The organism is Pseudomonas sp. Pdm06, from assembly GCF_014851795.1.
Taxonomy (GTDB): domain Bacteria; phylum Pseudomonadota; class Gammaproteobacteria; order Pseudomonadales; family Pseudomonadaceae; genus Aquipseudomonas; species Aquipseudomonas fluorescens_AA.
The window spans coordinates 209,536-233,493 of the sequence record NZ_JACVAH010000010.1; the positions used below are offsets into that span (position 1 = coordinate 209,536).

The 23,958-nt window shown below is 61.7% G+C and carries 18 protein-coding genes, 2 tRNA genes and 1 pseudogene; 19 read left to right on the top strand and 2 right to left on the bottom strand.

Going from position 1 to position 23,958, the window contains the following annotated elements:
• From IB266_RS17875 to IB266_RS31225, 11 genes and pseudogenes are all read left to right on the top strand, one after another.
• Nucleotides 1-1,431 carry an N-acetylmuramoyl-L-alanine amidase gene (locus IB266_RS17875; RefSeq protein WP_053117896.1) on the top strand — a complete coding sequence of 477 codons (1,431 nt, stop codon included), beginning with the start codon at nucleotides 1-3 and terminating at the stop codon, nucleotides 1,429-1,431.
• The gene (mutL, locus tag IB266_RS17880; RefSeq protein WP_192261964.1) at nucleotides 1,428-3,341 is read left to right on the top strand and encodes a DNA mismatch repair endonuclease MutL; all 1,914 of its coding nucleotides are present in this window, start codon (nucleotides 1,428-1,430) and stop codon (nucleotides 3,339-3,341) included. Before IB266_RS17875 ends, mutL begins: the two co-directional genes overlap by 4 nt.
• Complete coding sequence (gene miaA / locus IB266_RS17885) at nucleotides 3,341-4,312, top strand: tRNA (adenosine(37)-N6)-dimethylallyltransferase MiaA (protein WP_192261965.1); 972 nt, start codon at nucleotides 3,341-3,343, stop codon at nucleotides 4,310-4,312. The genes mutL and miaA overlap by 1 nt, the downstream gene beginning before the upstream one ends.
• A 91-nt stretch (nucleotides 4,313-4,403) precedes the next feature.
• The gene (gene hfq, locus IB266_RS17890; protein WP_003186419.1) at nucleotides 4,404-4,664 is read left to right on the top strand and encodes an RNA chaperone Hfq; all 261 of its coding nucleotides are present in this window, start codon (nucleotides 4,404-4,406) and stop codon (nucleotides 4,662-4,664) included.
• A 12-nt stretch (nucleotides 4,665-4,676) separates the two neighbouring features.
• Nucleotides 4,677-5,978, top strand: coding sequence for a ribosome rescue GTPase HflX (hflX, locus tag IB266_RS17895; protein ID WP_192261966.1), 1,302 nt, complete (start codon nucleotides 4,677-4,679; stop codon nucleotides 5,976-5,978).
• An 85-nt stretch (nucleotides 5,979-6,063) separates the two neighbouring features.
• Nucleotides 6,064-7,236 carry an FtsH protease activity modulator HflK gene (gene hflK, locus IB266_RS17900; protein ID WP_060739421.1) on the top strand — a complete coding sequence of 391 codons (1,173 nt, stop codon included), beginning with the start codon at nucleotides 6,064-6,066 and terminating at the stop codon, nucleotides 7,234-7,236.
• A complete protein-coding gene (gene hflC, locus IB266_RS17905) occupies nucleotides 7,236-8,105 on the top strand; it encodes a protease modulator HflC (protein WP_192261967.1) in 870 nt (289 codons plus the stop codon). The genes hflK and hflC overlap by 1 nt, the downstream gene beginning before the upstream one ends.
• Nucleotides 8,106-8,418: 313 nt before the next feature.
• Nucleotides 8,419-9,606, top strand: a complete 1,188-nt coding sequence (locus IB266_RS17910; RefSeq protein ID WP_122567304.1) for an ATP phosphoribosyltransferase regulatory subunit — start codon at nucleotides 8,419-8,421, stop codon at nucleotides 9,604-9,606.
• Between the two features lie 54 nt (nucleotides 9,607-9,660).
• On the top strand, nucleotides 9,661-10,953 hold the full coding sequence (locus IB266_RS17915) for an adenylosuccinate synthase (protein WP_003186407.1): 1,293 nt from the start codon (nucleotides 9,661-9,663) through the stop codon (nucleotides 10,951-10,953).
• Nucleotides 10,954-12,078: 1,125 nt separating this feature from the next.
• A pseudogene (locus tag IB266_RS31220) lies at nucleotides 12,079-12,132 on the top strand (hypothetical protein); the annotation flags it as partial.
• Between the two features lie 201 nt (nucleotides 12,133-12,333).
• A complete protein-coding gene (locus tag IB266_RS31225; RefSeq protein WP_412548313.1) occupies nucleotides 12,334-13,038 on the top strand; it encodes a methyl-accepting chemotaxis protein in 705 nt (234 codons plus the stop codon).
• A gap of 215 nt (nucleotides 13,039-13,253) precedes the next feature.
• On the opposite strand, the gene IB266_RS17925 is transcribed toward IB266_RS31225, so the two are convergent.
• A tRNA-Leu gene (locus tag IB266_RS17925) sits at nucleotides 13,254-13,340 on the bottom strand.
• A 176-nt stretch (nucleotides 13,341-13,516) separates the two neighbouring features.
• Nucleotides 13,517-13,603 (bottom strand) — tRNA-Leu (locus IB266_RS17930).
• Between the two features lie 227 nt (nucleotides 13,604-13,830).
• Here IB266_RS17930 and rnr point away from each other — a divergent pair.
• The 8 genes from rnr (at nucleotide 13,831) to IB266_RS17970 (ending at nucleotide 23,714) form a co-directional block, all read left to right on the top strand.
• Nucleotides 13,831-16,467 carry a ribonuclease R gene (gene rnr / locus IB266_RS17935; protein WP_060739417.1) on the top strand — a complete coding sequence of 879 codons (2,637 nt, stop codon included), beginning with the start codon at nucleotides 13,831-13,833 and terminating at the stop codon, nucleotides 16,465-16,467.
• On the top strand, nucleotides 16,464-17,222 hold the full coding sequence (rlmB, locus tag IB266_RS17940; protein WP_060739416.1) for a 23S rRNA (guanosine(2251)-2'-O)-methyltransferase RlmB: 759 nt from the start codon (nucleotides 16,464-16,466) through the stop codon (nucleotides 17,220-17,222). The genes rnr and rlmB overlap by 4 nt, the downstream gene beginning before the upstream one ends.
• 305 nt (nucleotides 17,223-17,527) lie before the next feature.
• Nucleotides 17,528-17,956, top strand: a complete 429-nt coding sequence (gene rpsF / locus IB266_RS17945) for a 30S ribosomal protein S6 (RefSeq protein ID WP_003186395.1) — start codon at nucleotides 17,528-17,530, stop codon at nucleotides 17,954-17,956.
• A gap of 28 nt (nucleotides 17,957-17,984) precedes the next feature.
• Nucleotides 17,985-18,215: a 30S ribosomal protein S18 gene (gene rpsR / locus IB266_RS17950; RefSeq protein ID WP_002551829.1), complete on the top strand. Its 231-nt coding sequence runs from the start codon at nucleotides 17,985-17,987 to the stop codon at nucleotides 18,213-18,215.
• 36 nt (nucleotides 18,216-18,251) lie between these two features.
• Entirely contained in the window at nucleotides 18,252-19,142 is an 891-nt protein-coding gene (locus IB266_RS17955) for a hypothetical protein (protein ID WP_192261969.1), read from the top strand.
• 18 nt (nucleotides 19,143-19,160) lie between these two features.
• Nucleotides 19,161-19,607, top strand: coding sequence for a 50S ribosomal protein L9 (gene rplI / locus IB266_RS17960; protein WP_003186385.1), 447 nt, complete (start codon nucleotides 19,161-19,163; stop codon nucleotides 19,605-19,607).
• Between the two features lie 117 nt (nucleotides 19,608-19,724).
• Nucleotides 19,725-21,122: a replicative DNA helicase gene (gene dnaB / locus IB266_RS17965; protein WP_027911801.1), complete on the top strand. Its 1,398-nt coding sequence runs from the start codon at nucleotides 19,725-19,727 to the stop codon at nucleotides 21,120-21,122.
• Nucleotides 21,123-21,413: 291 nt separating this feature from the next.
• Nucleotides 21,414-23,714, top strand: a complete 2,301-nt coding sequence (locus IB266_RS17970; RefSeq protein WP_060739414.1) for a YgiQ family radical SAM protein — start codon at nucleotides 21,414-21,416, stop codon at nucleotides 23,712-23,714.
• The last annotated feature ends 244 nt before the right edge of the window (nucleotides 23,715-23,958 follow it).

Genomic DNA, 23,958 nt, shown 5'->3' on the forward strand with positions numbered 1-23,958 from the left:
ATGATGGGGTTTGGTATGCGCTTTCGCGCGGTGGTTGCTGTCGTAGGACTGTTGCTTACGGCACTGGCCGTCGATGCTGTGGCCGAGACAAAGGTCAACAGCGTTCGCCTCTGGCGGGCGCCGGACAACACACGGCTGGTGTTTGACCTGACGGGGCCGGTGCAGCACAGCGTATTCACCCTGACCGCCCCGGATCGCCTGGTGATCGACATCAACGGGGCGTCCCTGGGGGCGCCGCTGAACGTCGCTACCGCCAACACGCCGATCACCGCGATGCGCTCGGCCCAGCGTACGCCGACCGACCTGCGGGTGGTCATCGACCTGAAAAAAGCCGTGACCCCGAAAAGCTTCACCCTGGCCCCCAACGCCCAGTACGGCAACCGGCTGGTGGTGGACCTGTTCGACAACCCGGCCGATGCCGAGCCACCGCCACCGCCGCCAACCAATGTGGCCACGGTGCCAGCGGTGCCGGTGACCCCGACCGAGCCTGCGCTCAAACTGCCACCGGCCCCGGCGGGCAAGCGCGACATCATTGTGGTGATCGACGCCGGTCATGGTGGCGAAGACCCGGGCGCCTCGGGCTCGCGCGGGCAACGTGAAAAAGACGTGGTGCTGTCCATCGCCCGTGAGTTGCAGCGCCAGGTCAACGGCATGAAAGGCTTCCGCGCCGAACTGACCCGCACCGGCGACTATTTCATTCCCTTGCGCGGACGCACCGAAATCGCCCGCAAGAAAGGCGCTGACCTGTTCGTCTCCATTCACGCCGACGCCGCACCTTCGGCGGCAGCGTTCGGGGCCTCGGTGTTCGCCCTGTCCGACCGTGGCGCGACTTCCGAGACCGCCCGTTGGTTGGCCGACACTGAAAACCGCTCCGACCTGATCGGCGGTGCCGGCAACGTCAGCCTCGACGACAAGGACCGGATGCTCGCCGGTGTATTGCTCGACTTGTCGATGACCGCCTCGTTGACCTCCAGCCTGAACGTCGGCCAGAAGGTCTTGAGCAACATCGGTCGCGTCACGCCGCTGCACAAGCAGCGCGTCGAACAGGCCGGGTTCATGGTGCTCAAGTCGCCGGACATCCCGTCGATCCTGGTGGAAACCGGGTTCATTTCCAACGCCAACGAAGCCTCGAAACTGTCGACGTCGAGCCATCAGCAGGCCCTGGCCCGCTCCATCAGCAGCGGCGTACGGCAGTTCTTCCAGCAGAACCCACCGCCGGGCACCTACATCGCCTGGCTGCGGGACTCCGGCAAGATCGCCCAGGGGCCACGGGATCACCGCGTCAACCCGGGCGAAACCCTGGCGATGATTGCCGTGCGCTACCAGGTGTCGCCCGCCACCTTGCGCAGTGCCAACAATCTCAAGAGCGATGAGCTCAAGATTGGCCAGACCCTGACCATTCCGGGCAATGAAGTGGCGGCCAAGCAATGAGTGACGAAGTGATCGGCAACACCGCCCGTATCGAACTGCTCAGCCCTCGGCTGGCGAACCAGATCGCCGCCGGTGAAGTGGTCGAGCGTCCGGCGTCGGTCATCAAGGAACTGCTGGAAAACAGCCTCGATTCCGGGGCCCGGCGCATCGATGTGGATGTCGAGCAGGGCGGCGTCAAGCTGTTGCGGGTGCGCGATGACGGTGGCGGGATTCCCTCTGACGACCTGCCGCTGGCCCTGGCGCGTCATGCCACCAGCAAGATCCGCGACCTGGAAGATCTCGAGCGGGTCATGAGCCTGGGCTTCCGGGGCGAGGCACTGGCGTCCATCAGTTCGGTGTCGCGCCTGACCCTCACCTCCCGCACCCGTGATGCCGAGCAGGCCTGGCAGGTCGAGACCGAAGGCCGCGACATGGCGTCTCGCGTCCAGCCCGCGGCGCATCCGGTGGGCACCTCGGTGGAAGTGCGCGACTTGTTCTTCAACACCCCGGCCCGACGCAAGTTTCTCAAGGCCGAGAAGACTGAATTCGACCACCTGCAAGAAGTCATCAAGCGCCTGGCCCTGGCGCGTTTTGACGTGGCGTTCCATTTGCGCCACAACGGCAAGACCATCCTCAGCCTGCACGAGGCCCACGACGATGCCGCCCGCGCCCGGCGCGTGGGCGCGGTGTGCGGTGCGGGGTTCCTGGAACAGGCCTTGCCCATCGAGGTGGAGCGCAACGGCCTGCACCTGTGGGGGTGGGTCGGCTTGCCAACGTTCTCCCGCAGCCAGGCGGACTTGCAATATTTCTACGTGAACGGCCGGGCGGTGCGCGACAAGCTGGTGGCCCACGCGGTGCGCCAAGCCTATCGCGATGTGCTGTTCAATGGCCGGCATCCGACCTTCGTGCTGTTTTTCGAGGTCGATCCGGCGGTGGTGGACGTCAACGTGCACCCGACCAAGCACGAAGTACGCTTCCGTGACGGGCGCATGGTCCACGATTTCCTCTATGGCACCCTGCACCGTGCCCTGGGCGATGTGCGGCCGGAAGACCAACTGGCGGCTCCGGCGGCTGTGGCTGGCATGGTCCGGCCCACGGGACTGGAAGCCGGCGAATTCGGGCCCCAGGGCGAGATGCGCCTGGCGGCCAATGCCCTGCTGGAGCAACCCCAGCCTCAGCCCAGCTACAACACGGCCGGCAGCGGTGCTGGCAGCGGCTATCAGTATCAATACACCCCGCGCCCGCAATCCAACGTGCCGGCAGCCGAGGCCCAGGCGGCCTATCGCGAGTTCTTCAAGCCCTTGCCGGAAGCCGGTGCGGCGGCAATGCCCGACGGCCAGGGCGATATCCCGCCGCTGGGCTATGCCCTGGCGCAACTCAAAGGCATCTATATCCTCTCGGAAAATGCCCAAGGCCTGGTGCTGGTGGACATGCACGCCGCCCATGAGCGGATCATGTACGAGCGGCTGAAAATCGCCATGGCCAGCGAAGGCCTGAGCGGCCAGCCGCTGTTGGTGCCCGAGTCCCTGGCCGTCAGCCAGCGCGAAGCCGATTGCGCCGAAGAGCATGTGGCCTGGTTCCAGCGCCTGGGCTTCGAATTGCAGCGCCTGGGCCCGGAAACCCTGGCGATCCGCCAGATTCCGGCCTTGTTGAAGCAGGCCGAGGCCAATCGCCTGGTCAGCGACGTGCTGGCGGACCTGATGGAGTACGGCACCAGCGACCGGATCCAGGCGCACCTGAACGAACTGCTCGGCACCATGGCCTGCCACGGCGCGATCCGTGCCAACCGGCGCCTGGCCCTGCCGGAAATGAACGGTCTGCTGCGGGACATGGAAAACACCGAGCGCAGCGGTCAATGCAACCATGGCCGGCCGACCTGGACCCAACTGGGCCTGGACGACCTGGACAAACTGTTCCTGCGCGGTCGTTGATGAGTCCGTTGCCACCCGCGATTTTCCTGATGGGGCCGACCGCCGCCGGCAAGACCGACCTGGCCATCGAATTGACCAAAGTCCTGCCCTGCGAGTTGATCAGTGTCGATTCGGCCCTGGTCTATCGGGGCATGGACATCGGCACCGCCAAGCCGTCAAAAGAACTGCTGGCCGAATTTCCCCACCGCCTGATCGACATCCTGGACCCGGCCGAGGCTTATTCGGCGGCCGATTTCCGGCGTGACGCGCTCCAGGCCATGGCCGAAATCACCGCGCGGGGCAAGATCCCGCTGCTGGTGGGCGGTACGATGCTGTACTACAAGGCCTTGGTCGACGGGCTGGCGGACATGCCGGCGGCCGATCCCGAGGTCCGCGCGCAGATCGAAGAAGAGGCCGCGCGCCTGGGCTGGCAGGCCCTGCACGAGCAATTGGCGGTCATCGATCCGGAGTCGGCGGCGCGTATTCACCCCAATGACCCGCAGCGGCTCAGTCGGGCGCTGGAGGTTTATCGGGTCAGCGGCCAGAGCATGACCGCCCTGCGCCAGCGACAATCTGCGCAAAGTACTGAAGCAGCCGCTTCGGGACTGCAACAATTGCCCTATACTGTCGCGAATCTGGCCATCGCTCCGGCGAACCGGCAGGTGCTGCATCGGCGCATTGAACAAAGATTCACATTAATGTTGGAACAGGGGTTCATAGACGAGGTCGTAGCCCTGCGTGAGCGAAGTGACCTGCATGCCGGGTTGCCGTCTATACGTGCGGTAGGTTATCGGCAAGTCTGGGATTACCTGGACGGCAAGCTGACGTCAGCCGAGATGCGGGAGCGTGGGATCATTGCCACGCGCCAATTGGCGAAACGCCAGTTCACCTGGCTGCGCAGCTGGACTGACCTGCATTGGCTCGACAGTCTCGATTGCGACAATCTGCCACGCGCCTTGAAATACCTCGGGACCATCTCCATATTGAGCTGAGTCCTTGCAATTGCCGTCTATCCTTGGGGGTGTGACGGCCCAAGCCATCTGATTCCGATTTTTATAATTGATCCTTAAAGGAGTGCGGCACATGTCAAAAGGGCATTCGCTACAAGACCCTTACTTGAACACTTTACGTAAAGAGAAAGTTGGGGTGTCCATCTATCTGGTCAACGGGATCAAACTGCAAGGCACGATCGAGTCTTTCGACCAGTTCGTCATCCTTCTGAAAAACACCGTCAGCCAGATGGTCTACAAGCACGCGATCTCGACAGTGGTGCCAGTTCGTCCAATTCGTCTGCCTAGCGCAACCGAATCCGAAGGCGGTGACGCTGAACCGGGTAACGCCTGATAGGAGCCTCCTTTGTTCTTTGAGCGCCACGGTGGTGGTGAACGGGCCATTCTCGTTCACTTGGATGGACAGGACCCTGAGGCGCGCGAAGATCCGCAGGAGTTTCAGGAATTGGCACTTTCGGCCGGCGCCGAGACCGTCGCGTTTTTCAACGTGCCGCGTCATCGGCCAACCGCCAAGTTCCTGATCGGCAGTGGCAAGGTCGAGGAGTTGCGCGACCTGGTCAAGGCCGAGCAGGTCGATCTGGTGATTTTCAATCACATCCTCACGCCCAGTCAGGAACGTAACCTCGAACGTGTCTTCGAGTGTCGCGTGATCGACCGCACGGGGCTGATCCTCGATATCTTCGCCCAGCGCGCCCGCACCCATGAAGGCAAGCTCCAGGTCGAACTGGCCCAGCTTGAGCACATGAGTACGCGGCTGGTCCGCGGCTGGACTCACCTTGAGCGGCAGAAAGGCGGTATCGGCCTGCGCGGCCCGGGGGAAACCCAGCTGGAAACCGACCGACGCCTGTTGCGGGTTCGCCTGCGCCAGATCAAGGGGCGGCTGGAAAAGGTCCGCAGCCAGCGCGAGCAGTCGCGACGTGGTCGCAAGCGCGCGGATATCCCGACGGTTTCACTGGTGGGCTATACCAACGCCGGCAAATCGACCCTGTTCAACAATGTCACCCAATCCGACGTCTACGCCGCCGACCAGTTGTTCGCCACGCTCGACCCGACCCTGCGCCGGCTCGACCTGGACGACCTCGGGCCGATCGTGCTGGCCGACACCGTGGGCTTTATCCGTCACCTGCCGCATAAACTGGTCGAGGCTTTCCGGGCTACGCTCGAAGAGTCGAGCAACTCCGACCTGCTGCTGCACGTGATCGATGCCGCCGAGCCGGACCGGATGCTGCAGATCGAGCAGGTGATGGTGGTGCTGGGCGAGATCGGAGCCCAGGACTTGCCGATCCTCGAGGTATACAACAAACTCGATTTGCTCGAAGGGGTGGAGCCGCAGATCCAGCGCGATGCCGATGGCAAGCCGCAACGGGTCTGGCTGTCGGCCCGTGATGGCACCGGCCTGGACCTGCTCAAGCAGGCCGTGGCCGAGCTGTTGGGCAGCGATCTGTTTGTCGGCACCCTGAAATTGCCACAACGTTTTGCCCGGCTGCGTGCGCAGTTTTTCGAGCTGGGGGCCGTGCAAAAAGAAGAACACGACGAAGAAGGTGTCTGCCTGCTGGCTGTTCGCCTGCCTCGGACGGAGCTCAACCGACTGGTCAGTCGCGAAGGGCTGCAACCGATGGAATTCATCGAGCAACACACTTTGCAATAAAAGCCTGAGAAAGCGGTGTCAGGCATTCTGTAGCATTGGTCGGCGCGCCGTGGGTGCGTCTTTGCTTTATCAGATGGAGAGCGCTATGGCTTGGAATGAGCCGGGTGGCAACTCGAATAATCAGGATCCTTGGGGTGGCAAGCGTCGTAACAACGGCGACCGCAAGGGGCCGCCAGATCTCGACGAGGCCTTCCGAAAGCTGCAGGAAAGCCTGAACGGTTTGTTCGGTGGTGGTAAGAAACGCGGTGACGAGGGTGGCGGTCGTTCGGGCAAGGGTGGCGGTTTCGGCCTGCTCGGCATCGGTCTCGTCGTGCTGGCGGCTGTCTGGCTGTACAGCGCGGTCTATGTCGTGGACGAGCAGGAGCAAGCCGTGGTGCTGCGCTTCGGCAAGTACTACGAGACGGTTGGTCCGGGCCTGAACATCTATTTCCCGCCGATCGACCAGAAGTTCATGGAGAACGTCACGCGTGAGCGGGCGTACACCAAGCAGGGCCAGATGCTGACCGAAGACGAGAACATCGTCGAGGTGCCGCTGACCGTGCAATACAAGATCACCAACCTGCAGGACTTCGTGCTGAACGTCGATCAGCCGGAAACCAGCCTGCAGCACGCGACCGAAAGTGCCCTGCGCCATGTGGTGGGTTCCACCGCCATGGACCAGGTGCTGACCGAAGGTCGTGAACTGATGGCCAGCGAAATCAAGGAACGCCTGCAACGGTTCCTCGATACCTATCGCACCGGTATCACCGTCACCCAGGTCAACGTCCAGAGCGCAGCGGCACCGCGTGAGGTCCAGGAAGCCTTCGACGACGTGATCCGTGCCCGTGAAGACGAGCAGCGTTCGCGCAACCAGGCTGAAACCTATGCCAACGGCGTCGTGCCGGAAGCTCGTGGCCAGGCCCAGCGCATCATCGAGGATGCCAACGGTTACCGCGATGAAGTGGTCTCCCGTGCCAAGGGTGAGGCCGATCGCTTCACCAAGCTGGTGGCCGAGTATCGCAAGGCCCCTGAAGTGACCCGCCAGCGTCTGTACCTGGACACCATGCAGGAAGTCTTCAGCAACACCAGCAAGGTCCTCGTGACCGGCAACAAGAACGGCCAGAGCAATCTGCTGTACTTGCCGCTGGACAAGATGGTCGAGAGCGGTCGCAACACCAGCACGCCACCGGCCAGTTCGGCGGCGGCCAGCAATGAGGCCGGCACCCGCGCAGCGGCGGACCTGCAACAACAGCAAGCACGTACCAGGGAGAGTCGCTGATGAGCAATAAATCGCTGATCGCCCTTATTGTCGGTGTCGTCGTGGCGATCGCTGCCTGGAACTGCTTCTACATCGTGGCTCAGACCGAGCGCGCGGTGTTGCTGCAATTCGGTCGCGTGGTCCAGGCTGATGTCCAGCCGGGGCTGCATGTGAAAGTGCCCTACGTCAACAAGGTGCGCAAGTTCGACGCTCGCCTGATGACGCTGGATGCGCCGACGCAACGCTTCCTGACGCTGGAAAAGAAAGCCGTGATGGTGGACGCCTATGCCAAGTGGCGCGTGAAGGATGCCGAGCGCTTCTACACCGCGACCTCGGGCCTGAAGCAGATCGCCGACGAGCGTCTGTCCCGTCGTCTCGAATCGGGCCTGCGTGACCAGTTCGGTAAGCGCACGTTGCATGAAGTGGTGTCCGGTGAGCGTGATGCGCTCATGGCCGACATCACCCGTTCGCTGAACACGATGGCGGAAAAAGAGCTGGGTATCGAAGTGGTCGATGTCCGGGTCAAGGCCATCGACCTGCCGAAGGAAGTGAACCGCAGCGTGTTCGAGCGGATGAGCACCGAGCGTGAGCGTGAAGCCCGCGAGCACCGCGCCAAGGGTAACGAGCTGGCCGAAGGCATCCGTGCCGACGCCGATCGCCAACGCCGCGTGCTGCTGGCCGAAGCCTATCGTGAATCGGAAGAGGTCCGGGGTGATGGTGATGCCCAGGCCGCTTCGATCTACTCCAAGGCTTATGGTCAGGATCAGGAGTTCTACGCGTTCTACCGTAGCCTGCGTGCCTACCGTGAAAGCTTCGCGAACAAATCCGACGTCATGGTCCTGGACCCAAGCAGCGACTTCTTCCACTACCTGGAAAAGTCCAAGCCTTGATGCGGCGTTGACCTGAAACACTCCGCCCGGCGGCTAAAGCGTCGGGCGGGGTGATCCTTTGGGAAAACGTGTGTATGATGCGGCAGCCGGGAAATTCCCGGCTTTTTTGCGTCTGCACGTTTGATTGTGGTTTTGGTTGCAGGCGTCGGGTTGAACGACTCGACAGGTTTTTCGAGGAAAGTGCTGGGCGAGGCCGATTGCTGGCCATTCGTCACGTCGCTCATGCGCGTGTTTTGCGCGTGGGCCAAGTATTTTCTGCTTCACTCAAGGCTTGCCCGAGGGCTGGCCGCCCGGACCATAGGGGAATGGCGTAATGGCAACGGTAGACCGCTGGCTGCTGCCAGATGGCATCGAAGAAGTACTGCCACCGGAAGCTGCGCGTATCGAAGTAGCGCGTCGGCAGGTGTTGGATCTGTTCCAGAGCTGGGGTTACGAGTTCGTCGTCACCCCGCATATCGAGTACCTGGAATCCCTGCTCACCGGCGCGGGCCAGGACCTGGATCTGCGCACCTTCAAGGTGATCGACCCGCAGTCGGGCCGGCAGATGGGCTTTCGTGCAGACATCACGCCGCAAGTGGCGCGCATCGATGCCCATACCCTGCGCCGTGAAGGCCCGAGCCGCCTGTGCTACGCCGGCAGCGTGCTGCATGCCCAGCCGCGTGCCTTGTCATCTTCGCGCAGCCCGATCCAGCTGGGCGCCGAGTTGTATGGCGATGCCAGCCCGAGCAGCGACGTGGAAGTCATCAGTCTGATGTTGGCCATGCTGCAACTGGCTGACGTGCCTGATGTCCACATGGACCTGGGGCATGTCGGCATCTATCGCGGCCTGGCCCGTGCGGCCGGTCTGTCCGGCGAAGTGGAACAACAGTTGTTCGACGCCTTGCAACGCAAGGCCATCGACGAAGTCATCAGCCTGACCGAAGGCCTGCCGGCCGATCTGTCGGGCATGCTGCGGGCGCTGGTGGACCTGTGTGGTGGGCGTGAAGTGCTGACCGCCGCCCGCGAACGCCTGGCCCATGCGCCGGCGCCTGTATTGGCGGCACTGGACGATTTGCTGGCGATTGCCGAGCGTCTGTCGGTGCGTTTCCCCGAGTTGCCGCTGTATTTCGACCTGGGCGAGTTGCGCGGTTATCACTATCACACCGGCGTCGTGTTCGCCGTGTTTGTACCGGGCGTGGGCCAGTCCATCGCCCAGGGCGGCCGTTATGACGACATCGGTGCCGACTTCGGTCGCGCCCGTCCGGCGACCGGTTTCTCTACCGATTTGAAAACCCTGGTGACCCTGGGGCGTGCTGAAGTCGAGCTACCGTCTGGCGGTATCTGGATGCCTGACAGTACGGATGCAGCACTCTGGCAGGCAGTCTGTCAGTTGCGCAGTGAGGGTCAGCGTGTCGTCCAGGCCTTGCCTGGGCAGCCTTTGGCCGCCGCCCGTGAAGCGGACTGCGACCGGCAATTGATTCAGCAGAACGGGCTTTGGCAAGTATTGCCGCTGGCTTCTTGAGTTTTCCCGCCGGCCGTGGCCGGCACCAAGTTTGCGCGAATGAGGACAAGTGTTATGGGTAAGAATGTCGTAGTCCTGGGCACCCAGTGGGGTGATGAGGGCAAAGGCAAGATCGTTGATCTGCTGACCGAACATGCTGCCGCCGTAGTGCGCTACCAGGGTGGCCACAACGCAGGCCACACCTTGGTAATCGACGGTGAAAAAACCGTCCTGCACCTGATTCCGTCGGGCGTGCTGCGCGAAGGCGTCCAGTGCCTGATCGGCAATGGTGTGGTGGTTGCGCCAGATGCCTTGCTGCGGGAAATCATCAAGCTGGAAGAAAAAGGCGTACCGGTGCGCGAGCGCCTGCGTATCAGCCCGTCCTGCCCGCTGATCCTGTCCTATCACGTGGCGCTGGACCAGGCCCGTGAGAAGGCCCGTGGCGAACTGAAGATCGGCACCACCGGTCGTGGCATCGGCCCGGCCTACGAAGACAAGGTGGCCCGTCGTGGCCTGCGCATCGGTGATCTGTTCCACCGTGAGCGTTTCGCCGCCAAGCTGGGCGAGTTGCTGGACTACCACAACTTCGTCCTGGTCAATTACTACAAAGAGCCGGCCATCGACTTCCAGAAGACCCTGGACGAGTGCATGGAGTACGCCGAGCTGCTCAAGCCAATGATGCTCGACGTCACCGCCGAGCTGCACGAGCTGCGCCGCGCCGGCAAGGACATCATGTTCGAAGGTGCCCAGGGTTCGCTGCTGGACATCGACCACGGTACCTACCCGTACGTCACCAGCTCCAACACCACTGCCGGCGGCATCGCCACCGGTTCGGGGTTCGGCCCGATGTACCTGGACTACATCCTGGGTATCACCAAGGCCTACACCACTCGCGTCGGTTCGGGTCCATTCCCGACTGAGCTGTTCGACGACGTCGGTGCCTTCCTGGCCAAGCGTGGCCACGAATTCGGTGCCACCACCGGCCGTGCCCGTCGTTGCGGCTGGTTCGATGCTGTCATCCTGCGTCGCGCCATCGACGTCAACAGCATCTCGGGCCTGTGCCTGACCAAGCTGGACGTGCTGGACGGCCTGGAAACCATCAACATCTGCGTGGGCTACAAGAACCAGGACGGCGCAGTCATCGACGCACCGACCGACGCCGACAGCTACATCGGCCTGGAGCCAGTGTACGAGCAGATGCCAGGCTGGACCGAATCGACCGTCGGCGCCAAGACCCTGGAAGAGCTGCCTGTGGCAGCGCGCAACTACATCAAGCGCGTCGAAGAGTTGGTCGGTGCGCCGATTGACATTATTTCGACGGGGCCGGACCGCAACGAAACCATCGTTCTGCGTCATCCGTTTGCCTGATAAGCCTTTGATGTAAAAAACAAAGGGCCCTCGCTGGGGCCCTTTGTCGTTTCTGCCTGCCGGGCGGCACGACACTTGCTATGCAACTCCATTAAGGCACCGCTTTCCTGAGTGCCATCAAATTAATGGCGTTTGGTAGAGGGATTTCACGTGTCGGCCGTTCTCTCACTGTTACAAAGCCGTTTGCTACGGCCAGTGTTCGTTACCCTGGGTATCGCCCTTTTGGTGCAGGTACTGGTAGCCGTTGCGCTGACCCGAAGCACCGTCACGGCGCTGGAAGCCGATCTGGGCGCGCGGTTGGGGGCGGACAGCCAGAAGCTTTCCGCCGAGCTGGAGCAGGCCGGGCGAGAGGTTACGTCGAGCCTGGACAGCCTGTCCGCCAATACCCGTCAGCGGCTCAATGCCGGCCTGTCTGCTCGCCTGAAGGATGAGCAGGCGCAGTTACGTGGCACCTTGGAGAAGGACTTGAGGGATTCCGCCAATGATATGGCGCAACTCCTGGCTTCCGTTGCGCCGCGTGCCATGTGGGATAACGACGTGCCCACCCTCTCTGAATTCGCCCGTCGGGCCCAGCGCAATCCCAACGTGCTGTTCGTCATCTATGACGACGCCGCGGGTGAGCACCTGACGCGCTACCTGAACCGGGAAAACCCGATCAACAAGGCGCTGCTGGAAAAAGGCAAGGGCGAGCGGGCGTTGGACAAGGTGCTGGACGCGGCGAAGAACGATCCGTCGGTGTATTACCTCGAAGCCTCGATCAACCCCAACGGCGTCGAGATCGGCAAAGTCTTGATGGGGGTTTCCACGGCGGCCGTTGAAACCGACCTGAAGGCGCTGGACCAACGCTTCTCGGCCTTGATCGCCAGCAGCGATCAATTAGTCGGCGACAGCCTCAAGGGCGCGGCGGCTGACAGTGCCACGGCCATGCGCGGTCGCCTGGAGTCGGCCCAAGCCACGGCCACGCAGATGCAGACCAACACCGCCAGCACCGTGCAGGACGCTGCGGGCACCTTGCGCTGGCGCATCGGCCTGGGCCTGGCGCTGGTGGGCTTCGGCGTGCTGGTGTTGCTGGCCGTGGTGCTGGGGCGTCGGGTGGTCAATCGCTTGAAGCTACTGATCGCAGCCATGAACGACCTGGCGGCGGGCGAGGGTGACCTGACCAAGCGAGTGCAAATCAACAGCAAGGACGAAATCGGCGACATGGCCGCGGCGGTCAATCGCTTTGTGGATAAGTTGCAGCCCATCGTGCGCGAGGCGGGCGACGTGGCCCAGCGCACCGGTGTGGAAATCGGTGCGATGACCTTGCGTAACTCCGGCGCCGATGCGGCGGCCGGGATGCAGCGTGATGAAGTGGCCGAGAGCCTGCGCGCGCTATCGCAAATGGCGGACGAGGCTCAATCGGAAAGCCAGGCGATGCAGGCGGCCCTGCAGCAAGTGGTGGAGATCCGCCAGGCCACCGATGAAAACACGCGCACTTCGGCCAAGGTCAGCAGCTTGATCGAGGCTCTGGCCGGCCAGGTCGATACCGGGGCGGCAGTGATCGAGCGGTTGGCGCAGCAGAGCGAACAGATTGAAGTGGTGCTGACGGTGATTCACGGCATCGCCGAGCAGACCAACTTGCTGGCCTTGAACGCGGCCATCGAGGCGGCGCGGGCCGGGGAAACCGGGCGCGGCTTTGCGGTGGTGGCGGATGAGGTGCGGGCGTTGGCGAGCAAGACCCAGAGCTCCACGGGCGATATCCAGGCGCATATCGTGGCCTTGCAGCAGGGGGCTCGCGAGGCGGTGGCCGCCATTGGCCAGGCCGGGCGCCAGGCCAGCGAAGGCTTGTTGGTGCTGCGTGACAGCGCGCGGTTGCAGCAGTCGGTGCAGGCGTCCGTCGAGCAGGTGCATGCGGCCATCGGCCTGGCGACCCAGGCGGCGGCTCATCAGGCCCAGGGCGCGCAAGCGGTGCGTGGGCGGGTGGAAACCATCCATGCCCAGGCCGAGAAAGCGGCCCAGGCTGTAGTCGAGACCACCGCCAGCGGCAAGGTGCTGGACAACCTGGCGGCGCAACTGAAGGCAAGTTTGGGGCAGTTCAGGGCCTGACCGGGTGGCCGGGCTGGGCCCATCGCGAGCAAGCTCGCTCCCACATGGGATTGCAGTGAACACAAAATCTGTGTGCACTTGAGGTCAAGTGTGGGAGCGAGCTTGCTCGCGATAGCGATTTCAGAGGCTCAGATACATTTCCAATACCCAGAAACGCAAAAACCCGCTTTCGCGGGTTTCTGTGAGTTTCAAGGCGGTGACCTTGAAGCTTGAATTGGTGCCCAGAAGAAGACTCGAACTTCCACGACCTTGCGGTCACCAGCACCTGAAGCTGGCGTGTCTACCAATTTCACCATCTGGGCAGCATCTTCAGCGTTGCCGCTGTTGATGTGGCGCACTATACGGAGCGCGTTTTGATCTGTAAACCCCTGTTTTTGTTTTAGTAATTGCCCGGTGCAATTCCAGGGGGCGGAAATGCAAAAACCCGCTTTCGCGGGTTTTTGTTAAGCTGCCAGGTCATTGACCTGCTGCTTGAAATTGGTGCCCAGAAGAAGACTCGAACTTCCACGACCTTGCGGTCACCAGCACCTGAAGCTGGCGTGTCTACCAATTTCACCATCTGGGCAGTATCGGCTACGTGTGTACGTCGTCGATGGCGCGCACTATACGGAGCGTGTTTTTAACTGTAAACCCCTGCGGAGAAAAAAACCGCTAAATTTCACGAGCGGTGCGTTCCGGGGGCTTCGAAGGCAGGTCAAATGATCCTGGAAACGCTATCGGATGCTTGAAATTTCCCGTTTCATTAAGCCTATGCCAAACTAACCCGCATATAGACAAGGTGAAAACTCTCTAATGGCCGATTGGCAGTCCCTCGATCCCGAGGCCGCTCGTGAAGCGGAAAAATATGAAAACCCTATTCCTAGCCGTGAACTGATCCTGGCGCATCTCGCCGATCGGGGTTCGCCTGCTAGCCGCGAGCAGTTGGTCGAAGAGTTCGGTCTGACCACCGAGGACCAACTCGAAGCCCTGCGCCGCCGTCTGCGCGCCATGGAGCGCGACGCTCAACTGATCTACACCCGGCGCGGCACCTATGCACCGGTGGACAAGCTCGACCTGATCCTGGGCCGCATCGCCGGTCACCGTGACGGCTTCGGTTTCCTGATCCCGGACGACGGCAGCGACGACCTGTTCATGAGCCCGGCGCAAATGCGCCTGGTGTTTGACGGTGACCGGGCCCTGGCCCGCGTGTCCGGCCTGGATCGTCGTGGTCGCCGTGAAGGCGTGATCGTCGAAGTGGTGTCCCGTGCCCATGAAAGCATCGTTGGCCGTTACTTCGAAGAAGGCGGTATCGGTTTTGTCGTGCCGGATAACCCGAAGGTTCAGCAGGAAGTGCTGATTACCCCGGGCCGTAATGGCGCCGCCAAGGTAGGTCAGTTCGTCGAGGTGAAAATCACCCATTGGCCAACTGCGCGCTTCCAGCCACAGGGCGATATCGTTGAAGTGGTCGGCAACTACATGGCGCCGGGCATGGAAATCGACGTTGCGCTGCGCACCTACGACATTCCTCACGTCTGGCCCGAGGCTGTGCTCAAGGAAGCCGCCAAGCTCAAGCCGGAAGTCGAAGAGAAAGATAAAGAAAAACGCATCGACCTGCGCCATCTGCCGTTCGTCACCATCGACGGCGAAGATGCCCGCGACTTCGACGATGCGGTCTATTGCGAAGCCAAACCCGGCAAGTTGCGCCTGTTCTCCGGCGGCTGGAAGTTGTTCGTCGCGATTGCCGACGTGTCCAGCTACGTGAAGATCGGTTCGGCCCTGGATAACGAAGCCCAGGTGCGCGGTAACTCCGTGTATTTCCCTGAGCGCGTGATTCCGATGCTGCCTGAGCAGCTGTCCAACGGCCTGTGCTCGCTGAACCCGAAAGTCGACCGTTTGGCCATGGTGTGCGAGATGACCATCTCCAAGACCGGCGAAATGACCGACTACCAGTTCTACGAAGCGGTGATCCACTCCCAGGCGCGCCTGACCTACAACAAGGTCAGCACCATCCTGGAAACGCCGAAGACCAGTGAAGCCAAGGCGTTGCGTACCGAATACGCTGGCGTGGTGCCGCACCTCAAGCAGCTGTACTCGCTGTACAAGGTGTTGCTGGGTGCCCGTCACGTGCGTGGCGCGATCGATTTCGAGACCCAGGAAACCCGGATTGTCTTCGGTTCCGAGCGCAAGATCGCCGCGATCACCCCGACGACCCGTAACGATGCGCACAAGCTGATCGAAGAGTGCATGCTGGCGGCCAACGTGGCCACCGCCGAATTCCTCAAGAAGCACGAGATTCCTGCGTTGTACCGCGTGCACGATGGCCCGCCGCCGGAGCGTCTGGAAAAACTGCGCGCCTTCCTCGGCGAGCTCGGCCTGTCCCTGCACAAAGGCAAGGACGGCCCGACGCCGAAGGACTACCAGGCACTGCTGGCCAGCATCAAGGACCGTCCGGATTACCATGTGATCCAGACAGTGATGCTGCGCTCCCTGAGCCAGGCGGTGTACAGCGCTGACAATCAGGGCCACTTCGGTCTGAATTACGAGGCGTACACCCACTTCACCTCGCCGATCCGCCGTTATCCGGACCTGCTCACGCACCGCGCGATCCGCAGTGTGATCCATTCCAAGCAGAACACCCCGCACGTCAAGCGCGCCGGTGCCATGACCATTCCGAAGGCGCGGATCTATCCGTACGACGAAGCGGCCCTGGAACAGTTGGGCGAGCAGTGCTCCATGAGCGAACGCCGCGCCGACGAAGCCACTCGCGACGTGGTGAACTGGCTCAAGTGCGAGTTCATGAAAGACCGCGTGGGCGAGTCGTTCCCAGGCGTGATCACTGCCGTGACCGGCTTTGGTTTGTTTGTCGAACTGACCGACATCTACGTCGAGGGCTTGGTGCACGTCACCGCCTTGCCGGGTGATTACTACCATTTCGATCCTGTGCATCACCGCCTGGCGGGCGAGCGCACCGGTCGCAGCTTCCGCCTGGGCGACACCGTGGAAGTGCAGGTCATGCGCGTCGACCTCGATGAGCGCAAGATCGACTTCGGCATGTCTGACAAGCCCGCCGAAGCACCGACTGGTCGTAAAAAACGTGGCAGCGAGACCGCAGCGCCTGCGACCAAAGGTAAAGGTAAGGGTGCTCCTGCAAAAGCTGCGGAGCCTGAGCCAGCCAAGGCCGGCCGCCGTTCGTCTGTCAAGGACAAGGCTCCCGAAGCCTACCGCCCCAGCGACGCAGCGGCGAAAAACGCCGAACTGCGCAAGAGCCGCGAGTTGAAGCAGCAGTTGCTCAACGAAGCCAAAAGCGGTGGTAAAGCGGCGTCTGGGGGAAAGTCCCACGGGGCGGAAAAGCCGTCGAGCAAGCCGAGTAAACACCGTAAAGGCCCGCCAAAAGCGGGGTCGGCCCCCGCGAAAAGCGGCGGGTCGCGCAAACCTAAGGCCAAGTCATGAGTCTGGAAAAAATCTACGGCGTTCACGCCGTAGAAGCACTGCTGCGTCACCACCCCAAACGTGTCAAGCAAGTGTGGTTGGCGGAAGGTCGCAGCGAGCCGCGCGTGCAAGCGTTGGTCGAGCTGGCCACCCAGAACAAGGTTGCCATCGGCCAGGCCGAGCGTCGTGAAATGGACGCGTGGGTCGAAGGCGTTCACCAGGGTGTGGTGGCGGACGTAAGCCCGAGCCAGGTCTGGGGCGAGGCGATGCTCGACGAACTGCTCGATCGCACCGAAGGCGCCCCTCTGCTGCTGGTGCTGGACGGCGTGACCGACCCGCATAACCTCGGCGCCTGTCTGCGTTCGGCGGATGCCGCCGGTGCATTGGCGGTGATCGTGCCCAAGGACAAGTCGGCAACCCTGACGCCAGTGGTGCGCAAGGTGGCGTGCGGCGCGGCGGAAGTGATCCCGTTGGTGGCGGTGACCAACCTGGCGCGCACCCTGGAAAAACTCCAGCAGCGCGGCCTCTGGGTGGTCGGCACGGCGGGCGAGGCCGAGGTCAGTATCTATGACCAAGACCTGACGGGCCCGACGATCCTGATCATGGGCGCCGAAGGCAAGGGCATGCGTCGCCTGACCCGCGAGCATTGCGACTACCTGGTCAAGCTGCCGATGGCTGGCAGCGTCAGCAGCCTCAACGTCTCGGTGGCCACCGGCGTGTGCCTGTTCGAGGCGCTGCGCCAGCGGAGCGTCAAGGCTGTCGCCAAAAAGCCCTGATCCAGACGCGTATCAAATGTGGGAGCGAGCTTGCTCGCGATGACGGTGTATCAGTGCCAGAAATGTTGACTGGCACACCGCTATCGCGAGCAAGCTCGCTCCCACAGTGTTTTGTGCAAGGTGAGGATCGGCGGCTGTTCAAATAATCGCCAATTGCCTTGCGCCGCCCTCGGCCCTTCTCTACAATTGCGCCCCTTGCTGTGATGGCAGGCACTTATGTGTCTAGCGTCCACAAGTCCATAAGTGTCATTCACTCCTTGTCTGACCGTTTTTGAGCGGCAGGCTACAACCCGTAAGGAGCATTCATGCGTCATTACGAAATCATCTTTTTGGTCCACCCGGATCAAAGCGAGCAAGTCGGCGGCATGGTTGAGCGTTACACCAAGCTGATCGAAGAAGACGGCGGCAAAATCCACCGTCTGGAAGATTGGGGCCGTCGTCAACTGGCCTACGCAATCAACAATGTTCACAAGGCTCACTACGTGATGCTGAACGTTGAGTGCACTGGCAAGGCCCTGGCCGAGCTGGAAGACAACTTCCGCTACAACGATGCAGTGATCCGTAACCTGGTCATCCGTCGCGAAGAAGCCGTCACCGGCCAATCCGAGATGCTCAAGGCTGAAGAAAACCGCAGTGAGCGCCGTGAGCGTCGCGACCGTCCTGAGCACTCTGACAGCGCCGATGGCGATGACAGCGATAGCGACAGCGACAACAGCGATAACGCTGACGAGTAATCCACGGACCTTTTAAGGAGCCAATCACATGGCACGTTTCTTCCGTCGTCGTAAATTCTGCCGCTTCACCGCTGAAGACGTGAAAGAGATCGATTACAAAGATCTCAACACTCTGAAAGCCTACGTATCCGAGACCGGCAAAATCGTTCCAAGCCGTATCACCGGTACCAAAGCTCGTTATCAGCGTCAGCTGGCCACCGCTATCAAGCGCGCCCGCTTCCTGGCCCTGCTGGCCTACACCGACAGCCACGGCCGCTGAGACCGGGCAGTCGACGAGTAGTAAGGGATTGAATGCATGCGCGCCTTAGCTGACTTCATCATGCGGGGACGTGTGCAGGCCACGTTGGTTGTGGCCGGATCCGCGGCATTGCCGCTGTTGTTCTGGTTGAGTGCCGCCGCTGGGTGCCTTGTGCTCCTGCGGCGCGGTTCGGACGCCTTGAGCGTCCTGGGTGTCGGGTTGTTGTCAGCGTTGGTGAGCTGGTACTTCCTGAAGGACCCGACAACACTTTTGGTGTTGCTCGGGGCTGGTGGCCTGGCGTTGGTTTTGCGCGCCGGCCATACCTGGAACCGCGTGCTGCTGTGCAGCGTGGCCGTGGGGTTGTTGTGTGCGGTGAGCCTGGGAACTGTATTCAGTTCCTTCATCGAGTCACTGGCGCAGACGTTCGAACACGTCCTGCCGCTGGCGATGGGTGAGGTCTACGAGACATTCTCGGCAGACCAGAAGGCGTTTCTCACCGCCCTGAGCGCTCCGCTGATGATCATTTCGATAGCGTCTTCGCTGCAGATCTTTAGCGTGCTGTGCCTGATTCTTGGGCGCTATTGGCAGGCGTCGTTGTATAACCCCGGTGGTTTCGGTCGCGAGTTTCGCGCCATCCGATTCCCCAAGAGCGTGGCGCTGTCACTGCTGGCCGTCATGTGTGTCGCTCCGTTCTTCGGGCTGCATGCACTGATCCTGTTGCCGTTGTGCAGTGTTGCGCTGGTCTTCGCCGGCCTGGCCCTGATTCACGGGCTGGTGGCGCAGAAGCGACTGGCCACGTTCTGGTTGGTGGGGATATACGTGACGTTGTTGCCTTTCATGCACTTGCTCGGTCCGTTGCTCGTGGTCTTGGCCATCGTTGACAGCCTGATTGATTTTCGCGGTCGTATGGCGCCGAAAGACGCCGACAACGCGAACGGTGAAGGTTAAAAGTTAGAGGATTTTCACATGCAACTGATCCTTCTGGAAAAAATCGCCAACCTGGGCAACCTGGGCGACAAAGTAAACGTTAAGGCCGGCTACGGTCGTAACTACCTGCTGCCTTTCGGCAAAGCCACCGCTGCGACCGCTGCCAACCTGGCTGCGTTCGAAGAGCGTCGTGCCGAGCTGGAAAAAGCCGCCGCAGACCGTAAGGCATCGGCTGAAAGCCGTGCTGCCCAACTGGCCGAGCTGGAAGTGACCATCACTGCCACCGCTGGCGACGAAGGCAAGCTGTTCGGTTCTATCGGCACTCACGACATCGCTGACGCACTGACCGCCTCCGGCGTTGAAGTGGCGAAAAGCGAAGTTCGTCTGCCGAACGGCACCATCCGCAACGTAGGCGAATTCGACGTAGCCGTGCACCTGCACGCCGAAGTTGAAGCCACCGTACGCGTTGTCGTGGTAGCAGCCTAAGCAACACCTGTCGGTTGGCACCCTCGGGTGCTAGCCGGTAACATCGGGCACGATCCTGTTTACAGGTCGTGCCCTTTGTCTTTCTGCAATTGCTGAATTTCATAACCAGACGTGGCCATGAACGAAATCACCGCTCCCGAGCAATACGATCTGCAAACCGCTGCCCTGAAGGTGCCTCCGCATTCCATCGAGGCCGAACAGGCCGTGCTCGGTGGCCTGATGCTGGACAACAACGCCTGGGAACGCGTGCTCGATCAAGTCTCCGACGGCGATTTCTACCGGCATGACCACCGCCTGATTTTCCGTGCGATCGCCCGTCTGGCCGATCAGAACATGCCGATCGACGTCGTCACCCTGGCCGAGCAATTGGACAAGGAAGGGCAGACGTCCCAGGTTGGCGGCCTCGGTTACCTGGGCGAACTGGCGAAAAACACGCCGTCGGTCGCCAACATCAAGGCCTATGCGCAGATCGTCCGCGAGCGGGCGACCTTGCGTCAGTTGATCGGCATCAGCACCGAGATCGCCGACAGCGCTTTCAACCCGGAAGGTCGTACCGCCGCCGAGATCCTCGACGAAGCCGAACGGCAGATCTTCCAGATTGCCGAGGCTCGGCCGAAAACCGGTGGCCCGGTGAGCGTCAACGACCTGTTGACCAAGGCCATCGACCGCATCGACACCTTGTTCAACACTGACAACGCCATCACCGGCCTGTCCACCGGCTACACCGACCTCGACGAGAAGACCAGCGGCCTGCAACCGTCCGACCTGATCATCGTCGCCGGCCGTCCGTCCATGGGTAAGACCACCTTTGCGATGAACCTGGTGGAAAACGCCGTGCTGCGCAGCGACAAGGCGGTGCTGGTGTACTCCCTCGAGATGCCAGGCGAATCGCTGATCATGCGTATGCTCTCGTCCCTGGGGCGCATCGACCAGACCAAGGTCCGTTCCGGCCAACTGGAAGACGACGACTGGCCGCGCCTGACCTCGGCGGTCAACCTGCTCAACGACCGCAAGTTGTTCATCGACGATACGGCCGGTATCAGCCCGTCGGAAATGCGCGCCCGGACCCGGCGCCTGGTGCGTGAGCACGGTGATATCGCGCTGATCATGATCGACTACCTGCAGCTGATGCAGATCCCCGGTTCCAGCGGCGACAACCGGACCAACGAGATTTCCGAAATCTCCCGTTCCCTCAAGGCCCTGGCCAAAGAGTTCAACTGTCCGGTGGTGGCGCTCTCCCAGCTGAACCGTTCCCTGGAACAGCGCCCGAACAAGCGCCCGGTGAACTCCGACTTGCGGGAATCCGGAGCGATCGAGCAGGACGCCGACGTCATCATGTTCGTGTACCGCGACGAGGTGTATCACCCCGAGACGGAGCACAAGGGCATCGCCGAAATCATCATCGGCAAGCAGCGGAACGGCCCGATCGGCTTCATCCGCCTGGCGTTCATCGGCAAATACACGCGCTTCGAAAACCTGGCGCCGGGTAGCTACAATTTCGATGACGATGAGTAAGCCGTTCGCTCAATCGGATATTGCCTTTGTGGCGAGGGAGCTTGCTCCCGCTCGACTGCGCAGCAGTCGCAAAGCCAGCGAATGCGGTCTGCCAGGGTAAAAGTGGATATAGCTGTGGGGCTGCTGCGCAGCCCAGCGGGAGCAAGCTCCCTCGCCACAATTGATGTCTGTCTGGCTTGAATTCTGGGGGCGAGCCACAAAATCGATTTCCGACCATAGCCGTCGGAATTGGTCAAAATTTGTGCTATATTCCGCGCCCGCGATTTTTCATCCTTTATACCGGTCATCGACATGCAAGCAGCCAAGCCGTTATTTGACTATCCCAAGTACTGGGCCGAATGTTTCGGCCCGGCGCCGTTCCTGCCCATGAGCAGGGAGGAGATGGATCAGCTCGGCTGGGATTCGTGCGACATCATCATCGTGACCGGTGATGCCTACGTCGATCACCCATCGTTCGGCATGGCGATCATTGGCCGTTTGCTGGAAGCCCAGGGCTTTCGCGTGGGGATCATTGCCCAGCCGAACTGGCAGTCCAAAGACGACTTCATGAAGCTTGGCGAGCCCAACCTGTTTTTCGGTGTCGCGGCCGGCAACATGGACTCGATGATCAACCGCTACACCGCCGACAAGAAAATCCGCTCCGATGACGCCTACACCCCAGGTGGCCTGGCGGGCAAACGGCCGGATCGCGCGAGCCTGGTCTACAGCCAGCGCTGCAAGGAAGCCTACAAAAACGTGCCGATCGTGCTGGGTGGTATCGAAGCGTCGCTGCGCCGCATCGCCCATTACGACTACTGGCAGGACCGGGTCCGTAACTCGATCCTGATCGACGCCTGCGCCGACATCCTGCTCTACGGCAACGCCGAGCGGGCGATTGTCGAAGTCGCCCAGCGCCTGTCCTATGGCCACAAGATCGAAGACATCACCGACGTGCGCGGCACCGCATTCATCCGTCGTGATACACCGCAAGGCTGGTACGAAGTCGATTCCACGCGCATCGACCGCCCGGGCAAGATCGACAAGATCATCAATCCGTACGTGAACACCCAGGACACTCAAGCCTGCGCCATCGAGCAGGAGAAGGGGCCGGTTGAGGACCCGAGCGAAGCCAAGGTCGTGCAGATCCTGGCGAGCCCGAAAATGACCCGCGACAAGACCGTGATTCGCCTGCCGTCGGTGGAAAAGGTCCGTGGCGACGCGGTGCTCTACGCCCACGCCAACCGTGTGCTTCACCTGGAAACCAACCCGGGTAACGCTCGCGCCCTGGTGCAGAAACACGGCGAAGTCGACGTCTGGTTCAACCCGCCGCCCATTCCGATGACCACCGAAGAAATGGACTACGTGTTTGGCATGCCTTACGCACGTGTTCCCCATCCGGCGTATGGCAAGGAGAAGATCCCGGCCTACGAGATGATCCGTTTCTCGGTGAACATCATGCGTGGCTGCTTTGGTGGCTGCACCTTCTGCTCGATCACCGAGCATGAAGGCCGGATCATCCAGAACCGCTCCGAAGAGTCGATCATCCGCGAGATCGAAGAGATCCGCGACAAGGTTCCAGGTTTCACCGGGGTGATTTCCGACCTCGGCGGCCCGACCGCGAACATGTATCGCATTGCCTGCAAGAGCCCGGAAATCGAATCCGCGTGCCGCAAGCCGTCCTGCGTGTTCCCTGGCATCTGCCCGAACCTGAACACCGACCATTCTTCGCTGATCCAGCTGTACCGCAGCGCCCGGGCCTTGCCTGGGGTGAAGAAGATTTTGATTGCCTCCGGCCTGCGTTACGACCTGGCGGTCGAGTCGCCGGAATACGTCAAGGAGCTGGTGACCCACCACGTTGGCGGTTACCTGAAGATCGCTCCGGAGCACACCGAGGAAGGCCCGCTCAACCAGATGATGAAGCCGGGCATCGGCAGCTATGACAAATTCAAGCGGATGTTCGAGAAGTACACCAAGGAAGCCGGGAAAGAGCAGTACCTGATTCCCTACTTCATCGCTGCCCACCCGGGCACCACCGACGAAGACATGATGAACCTGGCGCTGTGGCTCAAGGGCAACGGTTTCCGGGCCGACCAGGTGCAGGCGTTCTATCCGTCGCCGATGGCCACGGCCACCGCCATGTACCACTCGGGCAAGAACCCGCTGCGCAAGGTCACCTACAAGAGCGATGCGGTGACCATCGTCAAGAGCGAGGAGCAGCGCCGCCTGCACAAGGCCTTCCTGCGGTATCACGACCCCAAGGGCTGGCCGATGCTGCGTGAGGCGTTGACCCGCATGGGCCGCGCCGACCTGATCGGGCCGGGCAAGAACCAATTGATCCCGCTGCACCAGCCGGCCACCGACAGCTACCAGAGCGCCCGTCGCAAGAACTCGACGCCAGCCGGCAGCCACAAGGTGGCCAAGGAAACCACCAAGATCCTGACCCAGCACACCGGCCTGCCGCCGCGGGCCAGTGATGGTGGTAACCCGTGGGACAAGCGCGAGCAGGCCAAGGCCGCGGCTTTCGCCCGCAACCAGCAGGCCGCCAAGGAGCGCAAGGACGCCGCCAAGGGCAAGGGGCCGAAGCCGGCACGCAAGCCTGTCGTGCCACGCTAACGGGTCAATCTACGATGTAAAACGCCAGCCTCAGTGCTGGCGTTTTGCTTTCTAGCGACGGTGCTGCCCATTTGCTATCTTGGCCGCCGCCGGTGCCAGCCTAGCCAATGCAATAAAGCCGAGCGCAGCTCTTGTGGCGAGGGAGCTTGCTCCCGCTCGGCGGCGTAGGAGCTGTCGAGCGAAGCGAGGCTGCGATCTTTCCCCGGACACTTGAATCCCAAGCGAAAGATCAAAAGATCGCAGC

Bases quoted from the DNA above. Each gene is read 5' to 3' on its own strand.
- IB266_RS17970 (WP_060739414.1), top strand. From the start codon at position 21,414: ATGCAAGCAGCCAAGCCGTTATTTGACTATCCCAAGTACTGGGCCGAA.
- IB266_RS17910 (WP_122567304.1), top strand. From the start codon at position 8,419: ATGGCAACGGTAGACCGCTGGCTGCTGCCAGATGGCATCGAAGAAGTA.
- rnr (WP_060739417.1), top strand. From the start codon at position 13,831: ATGGCCGATTGGCAGTCCCTCGATCCCGAGGCCGCTCGTGAAGCGGAA.
- miaA (WP_192261965.1), top strand. From the start codon at position 3,341: ATGAGTCCGTTGCCACCCGCGATTTTCCTGATGGGGCCGACCGCCGCC.
- hflK (WP_060739421.1), top strand. From the start codon at position 6,064: ATGGCTTGGAATGAGCCGGGTGGCAACTCGAATAATCAGGATCCTTGG.
- IB266_RS17915 (WP_003186407.1), top strand. From the start codon at position 9,661: ATGGGTAAGAATGTCGTAGTCCTGGGCACCCAGTGGGGTGATGAGGGC.
- dnaB (WP_027911801.1), top strand. From the start codon at position 19,725: ATGAACGAAATCACCGCTCCCGAGCAATACGATCTGCAAACCGCTGCC.
- rlmB (WP_060739416.1), top strand. From the start codon at position 16,464: ATGAGTCTGGAAAAAATCTACGGCGTTCACGCCGTAGAAGCACTGCTG.
- IB266_RS17955 (WP_192261969.1), top strand. From the start codon at position 18,252: ATGCGCGCCTTAGCTGACTTCATCATGCGGGGACGTGTGCAGGCCACG.
- hfq (WP_003186419.1), top strand. From the start codon at position 4,404: ATGTCAAAAGGGCATTCGCTACAAGACCCTTACTTGAACACTTTACGT.
- IB266_RS31225 (WP_412548313.1), top strand. From the start codon at position 12,334: ATGGCGGACGAGGCTCAATCGGAAAGCCAGGCGATGCAGGCGGCCCTG.
- IB266_RS17875 (WP_053117896.1), top strand. From the start codon at position 1: ATGATGGGGTTTGGTATGCGCTTTCGCGCGGTGGTTGCTGTCGTAGGA.
- rpsR (WP_002551829.1), top strand. From the start codon at position 17,985: ATGGCACGTTTCTTCCGTCGTCGTAAATTCTGCCGCTTCACCGCTGAA.
- rpsF (WP_003186395.1), top strand. From the start codon at position 17,528: ATGCGTCATTACGAAATCATCTTTTTGGTCCACCCGGATCAAAGCGAG.
- hflC (WP_192261967.1), top strand. From the start codon at position 7,236: ATGAGCAATAAATCGCTGATCGCCCTTATTGTCGGTGTCGTCGTGGCG.
- rplI (WP_003186385.1), top strand. From the start codon at position 19,161: ATGCAACTGATCCTTCTGGAAAAAATCGCCAACCTGGGCAACCTGGGC.
- mutL (WP_192261964.1), top strand. From the start codon at position 1,428: ATGAGTGACGAAGTGATCGGCAACACCGCCCGTATCGAACTGCTCAGC.